Source organism: Acrocarpospora pleiomorpha (genome assembly GCF_009687885.1).
GTDB lineage: Bacteria > Actinomycetota > Actinomycetes > Streptosporangiales > Streptosporangiaceae > Acrocarpospora > Acrocarpospora pleiomorpha.
The window spans coordinates 79,572-91,970 of the sequence record NZ_BLAF01000012.1 but is presented as its reverse complement, the minus strand read 5'-3'; the positions used below and the strand labels follow the sequence as shown (position 1 = coordinate 91,970).

Genomic DNA, 12,399 nt, shown 5'->3' with positions numbered 1-12,399 from the left:
ATTGAGAACAAAGGATGAGAACCCCCTGAAGCGATGGGTCGCGTTGGTCGCCACCGGTCTGCTGGTCTTGTGCATCCCGGCGCCGGCCCTCGGGGGCTCCGGCGCCCCGAACCCCGCGCAGGCGGTCAAGAACCAGTTGCGACACCAGCGCGGTGTCGAGGTCTTCGAGGTCGGCCGGTACTCCCTGTCGAAGGGGGGCTGGCGCCGGATCCGCGTTCACAGCCTGGTCCAGCTCAGCCCCACCGGTCCGGTCGGCTCCTACGCGCAGTTCTCCGGCGTTCCCGACCCGGAGCCGTGGACGCTGGAAGCGGACGCGCAGGCCTCCAGGGACTCGGTGGACGAGTACAACTTCATCAGCACCGGCGGATCCACCTATGTGCGCGGCGAGCCCGAATTTCAGGACGGCAAGCCCTGGGTCAGGCAGATTCCGAGCGCCCAGGACTCCCCGCACGTCACTGTTCAGCCGATCAACGTGTACGACCCACGCGTCCTCACCGTCCTGCTGGCCGGAAAGACCGGGAGGCTCGACTCCGGCGGGCGGCTCTACCAGGGCACGACCACCTATGTCGAGCTGTCCAAGGCCGCCCGGAGCTGGTACGACAACGACCACAAGAAGATCAGCTGGTGGCTCTGGACCGACGCCAAGGGCCTGCCCACCCGCCTGCGTACCTCGGAGCCCTCCGGCTGGGGCACGCACCCGGGCGCGGCGAGCGTCGATACCCGGTTCAGCGGGTGGGGGCAGCCTCTGGTGGTCACCGCCCCGCCCGCCGACCAGGTGATCGACCAGCGGGAACTGGTCCCGGACTACTCGTGATCGACGGCCGGCCCCGGTCGGCCGCGCCCTCGGCGGCCTTCGTAAGCGGCGTCGACCCCCAATGCCGGGGTCGTTGGCCAGCTCTCGGTGGAACTGCCTGATCGCCGGACTGTTGCCTCGTCTGCCTCGCTGGTGATTCGTCCTCGAACGGCGCAGCCGCTGACGCCTGCAAGTGGCGGGCAACCAGCTCTCAACGGCATGGGCAGACCCTGCGGTCAGGCAGTCCACTCCGACAGGAGAAGCACATGTCAGCACTACGCTCAGCCGCGGTCGTCGCGGCGGTTCTCATTTTCTCCACCACGATCGCGGTGGCCCCCGCCTACGCGATCGACACCAACGCGTGGGTCCAGGGCGGCGAACTCAACTACACGGCCGCGCCGGGCCAGGTCAACCACGTGGTGTTCACCCGCACCGACGCCAACACCTACCTTGTCGACGACATCGTCGCCATCACCCCGCTCGAGGGGTGCACCCACCCCAACGCCAGGGACCTCACCCTGGTCCAGTGCACGGCCGAGTTCGGGTTCGGCGGCCAGCTCATCGTCGACGTCGGCGACCTCGACGACATCGTCAACCCGACGGGCCCCAACCATGCCCTGATCGGCCTGGGCTCCGGCGACGACATCGCCTACGGCTTCCCCGGCAGCGTCGGCTCCCTGGTCGACGGCGGCCCGGGCGACGACCTCATCCACTCCGGCCCCGGCCAGCACCTGATCGACGGCGGCACCGGCACCGACACCGTCAGCTACGCCGCCCGCGTCGCCCCGGTCACCGTCGACCTGGCCGCCTGCCCCTGCGGTGAGGCCGGCGAAGCCGACACCCTGAACGGCGTCGAGAACGTCATCGGCGGCTCCGCGTCCGACACCCTGACCGGCGACACCCTCGCCAACACCCTGACCGGCGGAGGCGGCAACGATGTCATAGCCGGCAAGTCCGGCGCCGACACCCTGAACGGAGGCATCGGCACCGACACCCTGAAAGGCGGCTGGGGCAACGACACTCTGAACGGTGGCTTAGGCCCCGACACGTTGACCGGCGGCTGGGGCAACGACACCTTGACCGGCGGTCTGGGCAACGACACCCTGCGGGGCGGTTCGGGCAACGACACCCTGAACGGCGGCGTCGGCTTCGCCGACGACTGCAACGGCGGTCTGGGCGCCGACGTGGAAATCGGCTGCGAGCTGTAACCTTCGCCACCCCGGGCCACGGCCCCGACACGCCGCCCCTGGAGCCAGGGTGTCGGGGCCGCTCCGTCACAGCGACGGCGTGACTCGTCCGATGCTGGCGGTGTCGGCGGTCTTGATCACCGTGATGATGTCCGTCCAGGGCTCGCCGATAGGCGGCGGTCGAGCTGGTCGACGCCAACGAGTACGGTAACGGGACCGCAACCTTCACCAACGACGGTGACGCCGCGCGCCGCTTCGAGACCGACGCACACCTACTGAGGTTCCCGCAAAATGCCTGAGACCGTGACCACGCACGCCAGCATGCGTGCCCTGACCGAGGACGCCGATCGCGCCTACGAGCTCGACCGGCAGCACGTCTTCCACTCCTGGTCCGCCCAGGAGCTCATCAACCCGCTTGTGATCACCCGGGCCGAGGGCTCGTACGTGTGGGACGGCCAGGGCCGGAAGCTGCTCGACTTCACCTCTCAGCTGGTCTACACCAACCTGGGTCATGGGCACCCGCGCATTGTGGAGGCCATCCAGGAGCAGGCGGCCGCGTTGTGCACGGTGGCGCCGCAGTACGCCAACGGCACCCGGTCCGAGGCAGCCCGCCTGATCGCCTCGCACACGCCCGGCGACCTCAACCGGGTCTTCTTCACCAACGGGGGAGCGGACGCCAACGAGCACGCGATCCGGATGGCGCGCCTGCACACGGGCAAGCACAAAGTCCTCTCCACCTACCGCTCCTACCACGGCGGCACCCAGCTCGCGATCAACGTCACCGGCGACCCGCGGCGCTGGCCGAACGACACCGGCTCCACCGGCAACGTCCACTTCTTCGGGCCCTTCCTCTACCGCAGCCCCTTCCACTCGACGACCGAGCAGGAGGAGCGCGAGCGCGCGCTCGATCACCTCGAGCAGGTCATCGCTCTCGAGGGCCCCTCGACGATCGCGGCCGTCATCCTCGAGTCGATACCCGGGACCGCGGGCATCATGATCCCACCACCGGGCTACCTCCGCGGCGTAAGGGAGCTGTGCGACAAGCATGGAATCGTGTTCATCGCCGATGAGGTCATGTCGGGCTTCGGGCGCAGCGGCGAGTGGTTCGCCATCGAGCACGCGGGTGTCGTTCCGGACCTCCTGACCTTCGCCAAGGGCGTCAACTCCGGGTACGTGCCGCTCGGCGGTGTGGCGATCAGCGACGCGATTTTCCAGTCCTTCGCCAAGCGGCCCTATCCGGGTGGTCTGACCTACTCGGGTCACCCGCTGGCCTGTGCCGCGGCGGTCGCGAGCATCGAGGTGATGGAGGCCGAGCGGATCGTGGAGCACAGTGCGGCGCTGGGTGAGGAGGTCTTCGGTCCCAGCCTCCGTTCATTGGCGGAGCGTCACCAGTGGATCGGTGAGGTGCGGGGTGTGGGGGCGTTCTGGGCCATCGAGTTGGTCGCTGACCGCGAGACCCGGGAGCCGCTGGCGCCGTACGGCGGTTCCAGCCCCGAGATGGGCGCCGTGATCGCGGCCACCATGGCCAACGGTGTGCTGCCGTTCGCCAACTTCAACCGCATCCACGCCGTCCCCCCGATCAACATCTCCGCCGAGGAGGCCGGCGAGGGAATCCGGGCCCTGGACGCGGCGCTGGGCGAGGCCCGCGCGGCAGTCGCCTCCGTCACCGGCTGACCGGCCTCCCTGGACGTCACAGCACATCCAGTCGCGCTTGCCCGGTACCGAATCAAGGCATATAGTACCGCTCGTGATACCCATCCACGACTCGTCGATGGCAGTGTCGGTCGGAGCTGCCAGAGCACAACCCACACCGACGACGGAACCGTTCTGGTCCGCCGCGCGCGACGGCAGGCTTGACATCCAGCGATGTGACTCTTGCGCGACCGTCGTGTTCTACCCGCGGGTTTCGTGCGTCGGGTGCGGCGCTCGGGAGTTGATATGGGTAACTGCGAGCGGGCGGGCCACGCTGAGCAGTTTCGTCATCGTTCATCTGCCTGCTCCGGGGTTCGAGGACGCCGTTCCGTACGTTTTGGCGATCGTCCGGCTCGTCGAAGGTCCGTCGATGATGACCAACATCGTTGGCGTCGAACCGCGGCCAGAGAACCTTCGGGTGGACATGGAGCTGGAAGTCCGGTTCGAGCGGCGCGCTGGTCGCGTCCTGCCCGTCTTCGCTCCGGCCGGGGGTGTCCGTTGAGGAGGTCGCTCGCCGTGATCATCGGGGCCGCCGAGACCGACCTGGGGCGGCTGGACGACCGCTCTGAACTGGACCTCCATGTGGAGGCGGCGCTTCTCGCGCTCGCGGACGCGGGACTGAGTCTGGCGGACGTCGACGGCGTCACCAGCGCTGTCCACAATCCGGTGGATGTGGCACATGCCCTCGGAGTCGAGCCCACCTGGTTCGACGGCACGACCGTCGGGGGCACGTCGTTCCTCGTCCACGTTCGTCACGCCGCGGACGCCATCGCTGCGGGCCACGCGAATGTGGTGCTCGTCCTCCATGGTGAGTCCCGCCGGTCGACGATCGGCCGCCACCCGCGGCCGATCCCGGCCGACGGCATGATGGGACAGTTTGAGCTCCCCTACGGCGTCTACGGCCCGCCAACCATGTTCACTCTGCCGTATATGCGGTACGCGCATGAGACCGGCACGACCGTCGAGCAGTTGGCTGCGGTGCCGGCGATTCAGAGCGAATGGGCTGACGGTAACCCGCGCGCGGCACGTCCGACTCGAGTGTCTGTCGATGACGTCCTCGCCTCCCCGCCCATCGCCTGGCCGTTCACCAAGCTCATGTGCTGCATGGTCAGCGACGGTGGAGGTGCACTCGTGGTCACGGCCGCGGACCGAGCGAAGGACGGCAGGCGACCCCCGGTCTACCTCTGGGGTGCCGGTGAGGCCGGCCAGAGTCCTCTGGTGTCCCAGATGCCCGACCTGACGAGGGCGGAGACGTTCGAGCGCTCGTCGACAGCGGCCTTCAGAGAGGCGGATATCGCCGTCTCCGACATCGACCACCTGATGATCTACGACGCCTTCGCTCATGTGCCGCTCTACGGACTGGAAGCGCTGGGAGTCGTCGGCAGGGGAGAGGCGGGTGCCTTCATCGTCGACGGCAACACCCGCCCCGGCGGTCGCATGCCCCTCAACACCAACGGCGGCGGCCTGCGCTACACCCATACCGGCATGTACGGAATGTTCGCGATCCAGGAGTCCGTTCGTCAGCTCCGCGGTGAGGCCTTCGCCCAACTGGAGGACGTCGAGATCAGTGTCGTCCAGGGAGTGGGCCACTTTTTCTCCGAGGCCGCGACGCTGGTCTTGTCGAACCAGGAGCCGACGTGACCGCCTCGACCGATGCCGGAGCGCGGGAGGCCTGCGGGTTCTACGAGATCGCCGCCGCCGATCCCCAGCGCGTCGCGATCCACGTCGACGGTGCCGTGGTCACGTACGGCGACCTGCTCGGCCGGGTCAACCAATGGTCGCACCTGCTGTCGGGGCCCCGGGGCGTGCCGCGAGGCGGAACGATCGCCGTGGTGCTGCCCAACAGCCTTGACTTCGTCGTGGCCCAACTCGCGGTCGAGCAGACCGGCCTTCGCATGGTGCCGGTCAACTGGCACCTGACCGCTGCGGAGATCGCCTATCTCCTCGACGACTCCGGCTCCGGCCTGGTGATCACCGATCCGCAGCACGCACATGTCGTGGGGGAGGCGGCGGCCGAGGCCGGCATCGCCGGCGACGCCCTCCTCCGCACCGGTCAGCCGGACACCGGGATCGCCCTCGAGGCGCTGCTTGACGAGCAGCCGGTGGCGACGCCACCAGGGAGGCACGCCGGATCCATGCTGTTCTACAGCTCGGGGACCAGCGGTCGCCCCAAGGGCGTCAGACGCCCCTTCCCGACCAGCACACCGGATGAGGCCGCCGACGCCCGGTCCCGCCAGCGCTCGGCCCAGTTCGGGATGGGTGAGGAACACCAGGTGCATCTCGCCGTCGCGCCGCTCTACCACCCGGGCCCGAACCTCAACGCTCTCAGTGCGCTGCACCTGGGTCAGGAGCTGGTTCTCCGGCCGCGTTTCGACCCGCGGGAGACGCTCGAACTCATCGACGCCCACCGGGTGACGAGCACCTTCATGGTGCCGGTGATGTTCCACCGGATGCTCGAGCTCCCCGAAGCGGATCGTGCCCGGTTCGACGGGTCCTCGCTCGAGGTCGTCATGCACGCCGGAGCGCCCTGCCCCGTCGAGGTCAAGCACAAGATGATCCGCTGGTGGGGCCCCGTCCTCACGGAGTACTACGGATGCACCGAGTTCGGTATGGCCACCTTGGTGACCTCGCAGGTCTGGCTGGACAAGCCAGGCTCGGTTGGTCGCGCCGCCGATGGGATCTCGCTGCGGATCCGCGACGGCCACGGGGTGAGCCTGCCGCCTGGTGAGGTCGGGACCATCTGGGTCCGGGGCGGTTACGAGTTCGCCTACAGCGGCGCGGCCGCGGCTGGCGGCCAGGAAGGCCCCGCCGACGGCTTCCGGACCGCCGGCGACGTCGGATACCTCGACGAGGACGGCTTCCTGTACGTCGGCGACCGGCGGGCGGACCTGATCCTTTCCGGGGGCGTCAACATATACCCGGCCGAGGTCGAGGCTGCCCTGGTCACCGAGCCCACGGTCGCCGACGCCGTCGTCGTCGGCGTCCCGGACGCCGAGTGGGGTCAGCGAGTGGTCGCCGTCGTCGAGCTCAAGCCCGGCGAAGAGGCCGGAGAGGAAGCCGTCGAGCGGCTCCGCCGCCACCTGGCCCCCCGTCTCGCACGCTTCAAGAGCCCGCGCGAGTACCGGTTTGTCGACTCGGTCCACAGAACGTCCCTGGGGAAGGTCAACAGGACTCGGATCCTGGACGAGGTCCTTCTCCCGACGACCGCGCAGCCGCACCGATCGAGAGGAATCTAGGTGAGCGACAAATCCCCGGTGTACGTGGTGACCGGCGGGGCCGGTGGCCTCGGAGGCGCCACTGCCCGACGATTGGCGGATCGCGGCGCGACGGTCGTCGTGACCGACATCGTCGCCGTCGGCGAAACCGCCGCGAGGGCACGGTGGGGAGAAGGCATCACCTTCGTGCAGGGTGACGTCTGTTCCGAGACGGACCTCGCCGGCGTCTTCGACATCGCCGCCGACCTCGGGCCGCTGCGTGGGCTCGTCCACTGCCCCGGCAAGGGATTTCCCCGTCGGATCGTCGACCGCGAGGGAATCCCCTTCCCCCTCGACCAGTTCGAGAACGCCCTGCGGCTGAACCTGGTGGGGACGTTCAACGCATTGCGTCTCGCCGCAGCGCACATGGCCGGCAACCAACCGGACGAGGGCGAGCGCGGCTCCGTCGTCATGACGGCATCGGTCGCAGCCTGGGACGGACAAATGGGCCAGATCGCGTACGCCGCTGCGAAGTCGGGCGTCGTCGGCATGACCCTGTGCGCGGCGCGTGACCTGTCCGACCTGGGCATCCGGGTCAACACGATCGCACCCGGAATCTTCGACACGCCGCTGCTGGCCCGATTCGACGCCGAGGTTCGCGACCGGCTCGCGGCCACGGTCACCTTCCCCCGGCGTCTCGGGGACCCGGAGGAGTACGCGTCGCTGGCCGACGAGCTCCTGCACAACCGATACCTCAACGGCGAGGTCATCCGGCTCGACGGCGCGATCAGGATGGCTGCCCGGTGACCGGGGCCACCGACTCCGTCCTCTTCGAGGAGGCGGACGGCGTCGCGACGATCACGCTCAACCGCCCGGAGGTGCGCAACGCCGTCGACGCGGCGATGACGCAAGCCCTTGCCGAAATCGTCGACCACCTCAACGAGCGCAGCGACCTTCGGGTCGCCATCCTCACCGGGGCAGGAGGGAGCTTCTGCTCGGGCATGGACCTCAAGGCGTTCGTGCGCGGTGAGCGGTCCTCCATCCCCGGTCGTGGGTTCGCGGGATTCACGGCTCGACCGCCCGCGATCCCGGTGATCGCCGCCGTTGAGGGTGCCGCCGTCGCCGGCGGATGTGAGCTCGTCCTCGCGTGCGATGTGGTGGTCGCGGGGCAGTCGGCGAGGTTCGGCGTACCCGAGGTCAAGCGGGGCCTGGTCGCCGTGGGCGGAGCGCTCCTCAAGCTTCCCGCGCGGATCCCGTACCAGATCGCCATGGAGTGGATCCTGACCGGCGACATGGTCGGCGCCTCCCGCGCGCACGACGTCGGTCTCGTCAACGCCGTGGCGCCGGACGGAGATGCGCTCGCGGCAGCGCGGGCGATGGCGGCCCGGATCGCCGCCAACGGGCCCCTGGCACTGCGAGCAAGCAAGGAGATCGTCATGACCTCATCCTCATGGCGCCACGACGAGGCGTATGACCGCCAGCTGGAAGTCGCCCGCCCCGTCATGGAGTCGGCGGACGCTCGTGAAGGGGCGCTCGCCTTCGCCGAGAAGCGCCGACCGGTCTGGAGCGGCCGATGAACAGCGGGCCTCTCAACGGCGTGCGGGTGGTCGAGCTCGGCGGGATCGGCCCGGCGCCTTTCGCCTGCATGATGCTCGCGGATCTGGGCGCCGACGTGATCCGGATCGATCGCCCCGGAGCGGAGCTCCACCCGGTCCTCCACCGCAGCCGGCGGTCCATCGCGCTGGACCTGAAGTCCGAGCGGGGACGCACGGTCGCACTGCGGATGATCGAGGCCGGCGACATCGTCATCGAAGGCTTCCGTCCGGGTGTCGCCGAGCGCCTCGGCATCGGCCCGAGCGACGTCCATCGCGCCCATCAGCGCGTGGTCTACGGTCGGATGACCGGCTGGGGTCAGGACGGACCGTGGGCGCGGCTGCCAGGGCACGACATCAACTACATCGCCCTGACCGGAGCGCTTCATGCCATCGGCCCGGCCGGCGGCGACCCCGTCGTCCCGTTGAACCTGATCGGCGACTTCGGCGGGGGCGGCATGCTCCTCGCCTATGGCGTGCTCGCCGCCCTCGTCAGTGCTCGCACGACCGGCCGCGGCCAGGTGGTCGACGCGGCGATGATCGACGGATCGGCCGCGCTTATGGCGATGCTGCACGGCTACCTCGTCGAAGGCCGATGGGTGGACCAGCGCGGGGTCAACCACCTCGACGGGGCGGCGCCGTACTACCGCACCTACGAATGCGGCGACGGCCGGCATGTCGCCGTCGGCTGTATCGAGCCCCAGTTCTACGCCGCTCTCCTGGAGGGACTGGAACTCTCCGATGATCCGGCGTTCTCCAACCAGGAGGACCGCGACCGGTGGCCGGTGATGATCGAGCGGTTGCGGGAGAAGTTCGCCTCACGATCCCGCGACGAGTGGGCAGATGTGTTCGCGACGAGCTCGGCGTGCGTCACGCCCGTCCTGTCGATGAACGAGGCACCGCTGCACCCGCATCACGCCCATCGGCAAACCTACGTGGCTCTCGGCAGTGGCCACATGCCTCGGCCGGTTCCACGATTCGACCGGACCCCCGCGGGCGACCCTCGGCCGGCGCCGACCGTCGGCAGCGACGGCGCGGCGCTCCTTGCCGAACTCGGCATGGACCAGCGCGAGGTGCGGCGTCACGTCGACGCCGGAGCCGTCGTGCTGCCGTCCGGGCTCGAGGACCGGTCGTGAGGGCGGCAGGAGGGTTCGGGTTCGTCCAGGAGGTGGTCCACCGGCACCTGTTCGACGGGATGACGATCGCGGTCGGAGGTTTCGGCCTCTGCGGCAACCCGTTCGACCTGATCGAGGCGGTACGCGACTCAGGGGTGAAGGATCTGACGATCGTCTCCAACAACATGGGTGTGGATGGCAAGGGCCTCGGTGTTCTGCTGGAGGGCCGGCAGGTGCGCAAGGTGGTGGCGTCGTACGTCGGCGAGAACCGGTTGTTCGCCCAGCAGTACCTCGACGGGGACCTCGAGGTCGAGTTCACCCCGCAGGGCACGCTCGCGGAGCGACTTCGGGCCGGCGGCGCCGGTATCCCCGCCTTCTACACCCCGACCGGCGCGCACACCTCGGTCGCCGAGGGCAAGCCCACGATGGAGATCGACGGCCGCATCTGCCTTCTCGAGCGCGCGATCGTCGCCGATCTCGCACTGGTCCGGGCGCGGAGCGCGGATCGGGCGGGCAACCTGACCTACCGCCGGACCGCCCGCAACTTCAACCCTGTCGTCGCCACGGCGGGACGGGTCACGATCGCGGAGGTCGAGCAGCTCCTCCCGGAGTTCATCGACCCTGACGCCGTGGAGACACCGGGCATCTACGTGGACGAGGTGGTCGTCGCCTCGCCCCGGAAGAAGGAGATCGAGCAGCGCACGACGAGGAGAGCGGCGCATGTGGACGCGTGAGGAGATGGCAGGTGTCGCGGCCCGGGAGCTGGTCGACGGCTCCTACGTCAATCTCGGCATCGGGATCCCCACGCTGGTCGCCAACCACGTGCCCGCGGGCATGCGAGTCACGCTGCAGAGCGAGAACGGGATGCTGGGCATGGGGGAGTTCCCCTTCGAGGGCGAGGAGGACGCCGACCTGATCAACGCCGGGAAGCAGACGGTCACGATCAACCCGGGTGGGAGCTTCTTCGGCTCCGACCAGTCCTTCGCGATGATCCGGGGCGGCCATGTCGACCTCGCGATCCTCGGCGCGATGCAGGTCTCCGAGCTCGGCGACCTGGCCAACTGGACCATTCCGGGCGTGCTGGTGAAGGGGATGGGCGGTGCGATGGATCTCGTCGTCGGCGCCAAGCGCGTCGTGGTCATCACCGAGCACACCACCAAGGACGGCCGTTCGAAGGTCGTGAGGTCGTGCGACCTCCCGTTGACCGGGCGGCGCGTCGTGGACCGCGTCATCACCAACCTCGCGGTGTTCGATGTGACGGACCAGGGACTCGATCTGGTCGAGCTCGCCCCGGACGTCACGCTCGAGGAGGTACACGACCGCACGGCATGCGATTTCGCCGATGGTCGTAATCGGCAGGACGAGCTCAGGAGGAGCGCACGGTGACCAACCACACCATCTACCAAGGCGCCCGGGTTCTGGTAGGAGACCCACGCGCAGGCTCCTTCCAGGACGTCGACGTCGAGGTCGTCGAGGGACGTATCGCGCGCCTCGGCAGAGACCTGGAGGCCGAAGGCGCCGAAGTCGTCGACGCCGGCTGGGCCTGGATCATCCCAGGATTCGTCGACGCCCATCAGCACATGTGGCAGGCCACGATGCGCGGCCTGACGGCCGACTTCACCCTCGCCGACTACGTCTGGGTCATCCGCCGGAATCACTCCGGAATCCATCGTGCGGTGGACGTCTACAACGGCACGCTCGGAGCCGCCGTCGGACTGCTCGACTCGGGTACGACGTGCTCGGTCGACTACAACCATTGCATCGTCACGCCCGACCATGCCGACGCCGGTCTCGAGGCGTTCGTCGAGTCGGGCATCCGCGGCGTGTGGTGCTACGGCCTGTACGACCAGCCGGCGACGACGAGGACGTTCACGAGTGTGGAGCAGCGGATCGCCGACGCCCACCGGGTGCGCGACACCCGATCCAGCGACCTCGAAGACCGGGTCAGGTTCGGCATCGCGCCGACGGAGATGAGTCTGGTCGGCATCGATCAGATCGCCCGCGAGATGCGGGTGGGCCGAGACCTCGACTGCCTCATCCACACCCACACCAACGCTCGCTGGCGGCCGGGCTACCCCTCGGAAATCCAGCAGCTCGCCCAGGCCGGTCTGCTGTGGTCGCACCAGCTGCACTCCCACTGCAACACCGCCGACACCGCGGACCTGGCTCTCCTCGCGGAGTTCGGGTGCAAGGTCTCCTCCACGCCGGAGACCGAACTCGGCATGGGGATGGGGTACCCGATCGCCGCGGCGGCGGACCGCGCCGGTGTCGCGGCCGGGCTCGGTACCGACATCCAGTCCAACAACTCACCCGACATGTTCACCGCGATGCGGCTGATGCTGTCCGGCGAGCGCGCGCGGAGCAACCAGAAGGCCCTCGAGGAGGTCGGCATTTACGAGATGGAGGGACTTCAGCTCAAGGCAGCGGACGTGATGCACTACGCGACGCTCGGTGGCGCCATCGGCCTGGGCCTGGAGTCGGAGTGTGGGTCGATCGACGTGGGCAAGGCAGCGGACCTCGTGCTCATCGACCGCCGCGGACCCAGGCTCAACCCGTCGCTCGACCCGCTCTCGACCATCGTGATGAACGCGACCATCGCCGACGTGGACACCGTGGTCGTCGGCGGAGAGGTCGTCAAGAGCGGCGGACGGATGCGTGCCGAGCTGCTCGAGAAGGCGACGCGTGGTCTCCAGGAGTCCGGTGCCTACATCCGAGAGCAGTCCCAGGCCTACGGCGGGCTCGTGCCGCCCAAGCCGGACTGGTGGGGCGCGGACACGGCCGGGTCCGGGGCGCCCACCACCAGGGCATGAGCAGAGGGATGGCACG

12 protein-coding genes are annotated in these 12,399 nt (G+C 69.0%); all 12 read left to right on the top strand.

Features of this window, described 5'->3' with window-relative positions; all coding sequences use genetic code 11:
- Position 1: 1 nt before the first annotated feature.
- The 12 genes from Aple_RS11935 (at position 2) to Aple_RS11880 (ending at position 12,383) form a co-directional block, all read left to right on the top strand.
- Positions 2 to 814, top strand: coding sequence for a hypothetical protein (locus Aple_RS11935; protein WP_170321416.1), 813 nt, complete (start codon positions 2 to 4; stop codon positions 812 to 814).
- A gap of 245 nt (positions 815 to 1,059) precedes the next feature.
- Positions 1,060 to 2,001: a calcium-binding protein gene (locus Aple_RS55505; protein WP_155344605.1), complete on the top strand. Its 942-nt coding sequence runs from the start codon at positions 1,060 to 1,062 to the stop codon at positions 1,999 to 2,001.
- Between the two features lie 270 nt (positions 2,002 to 2,271).
- A complete protein-coding gene (locus Aple_RS11925; RefSeq protein WP_155344604.1) occupies positions 2,272 to 3,654 on the top strand; it encodes an aspartate aminotransferase family protein in 1,383 nt (460 codons plus the stop codon).
- 37 nt (positions 3,655 to 3,691) lie between these two features.
- Positions 3,692 to 4,174 carry a Zn-ribbon domain-containing OB-fold protein gene (locus Aple_RS11920; RefSeq protein ID WP_246264391.1) on the top strand — a complete coding sequence of 161 codons (483 nt, stop codon included), beginning with the start codon at positions 3,692 to 3,694 and terminating at the stop codon, positions 4,172 to 4,174.
- A gap of 14 nt (positions 4,175 to 4,188) precedes the next feature.
- On the top strand, positions 4,189 to 5,313 hold the full coding sequence (locus tag Aple_RS11915; protein ID WP_246264389.1) for a thiolase C-terminal domain-containing protein: 1,125 nt from the start codon (positions 4,189 to 4,191) through the stop codon (positions 5,311 to 5,313).
- Positions 5,310 to 6,908: an AMP-binding protein gene (locus Aple_RS11910; RefSeq protein ID WP_155344602.1), complete on the top strand. Its 1,599-nt coding sequence runs from the start codon at positions 5,310 to 5,312 to the stop codon at positions 6,906 to 6,908. Before Aple_RS11915 ends, Aple_RS11910 begins: the two co-directional genes overlap by 4 nt.
- Entirely contained in the window at positions 6,909 to 7,673 is a 765-nt protein-coding gene (locus tag Aple_RS11905) for an SDR family NAD(P)-dependent oxidoreductase (protein ID WP_155344601.1), read from the top strand.
- The gene (locus Aple_RS11900; protein WP_155344600.1) at positions 7,670 to 8,443 is read left to right on the top strand and encodes a crotonase/enoyl-CoA hydratase family protein; all 774 of its coding nucleotides are present in this window, start codon (positions 7,670 to 7,672) and stop codon (positions 8,441 to 8,443) included. Before Aple_RS11905 ends, Aple_RS11900 begins: the two co-directional genes overlap by 4 nt.
- Complete coding sequence (locus Aple_RS11895) at positions 8,440 to 9,594, top strand: CaiB/BaiF CoA transferase family protein (RefSeq protein WP_170321415.1); 1,155 nt, start codon at positions 8,440 to 8,442, stop codon at positions 9,592 to 9,594. The genes Aple_RS11900 and Aple_RS11895 overlap by 4 nt, the downstream gene beginning before the upstream one ends.
- A complete protein-coding gene (locus tag Aple_RS11890) occupies positions 9,591 to 10,307 on the top strand; it encodes a CoA transferase subunit A (protein ID WP_246264387.1) in 717 nt (238 codons plus the stop codon). The genes Aple_RS11895 and Aple_RS11890 overlap by 4 nt, the downstream gene beginning before the upstream one ends.
- Complete coding sequence (locus Aple_RS11885; protein ID WP_155344598.1) at positions 10,294 to 10,959, top strand: CoA transferase subunit B; 666 nt, start codon at positions 10,294 to 10,296, stop codon at positions 10,957 to 10,959. Before Aple_RS11890 ends, Aple_RS11885 begins: the two co-directional genes overlap by 14 nt.
- Positions 10,956 to 12,383 (top strand): amidohydrolase family protein, encoded by a 1,428-nt coding sequence (locus tag Aple_RS11880; RefSeq protein WP_155344597.1) that lies wholly within the window; start codon positions 10,956 to 10,958, stop codon positions 12,381 to 12,383. Before Aple_RS11885 ends, Aple_RS11880 begins: the two co-directional genes overlap by 4 nt.
- The last annotated feature ends 16 nt before the right edge of the window (positions 12,384 to 12,399 follow it).

Excerpts from the sequence above, each read along its gene's own strand:
- Aple_RS11925 (WP_155344604.1), top strand. The coding sequence starts at position 2,272 with ATGCCTGAGACCGTGACCACGCACGCCAGCATGCGTGCCCTGACCGAG.
- Aple_RS11895 (WP_170321415.1), top strand. The coding sequence starts at position 8,440 with ATGAACAGCGGGCCTCTCAACGGCGTGCGGGTGGTCGAGCTCGGCGGG.
- Aple_RS11885 (WP_155344598.1), top strand. The coding sequence starts at position 10,294 with ATGTGGACGCGTGAGGAGATGGCAGGTGTCGCGGCCCGGGAGCTGGTC.
- Aple_RS55505 (WP_155344605.1), top strand. The coding sequence starts at position 1,060 with ATGTCAGCACTACGCTCAGCCGCGGTCGTCGCGGCGGTTCTCATTTTC.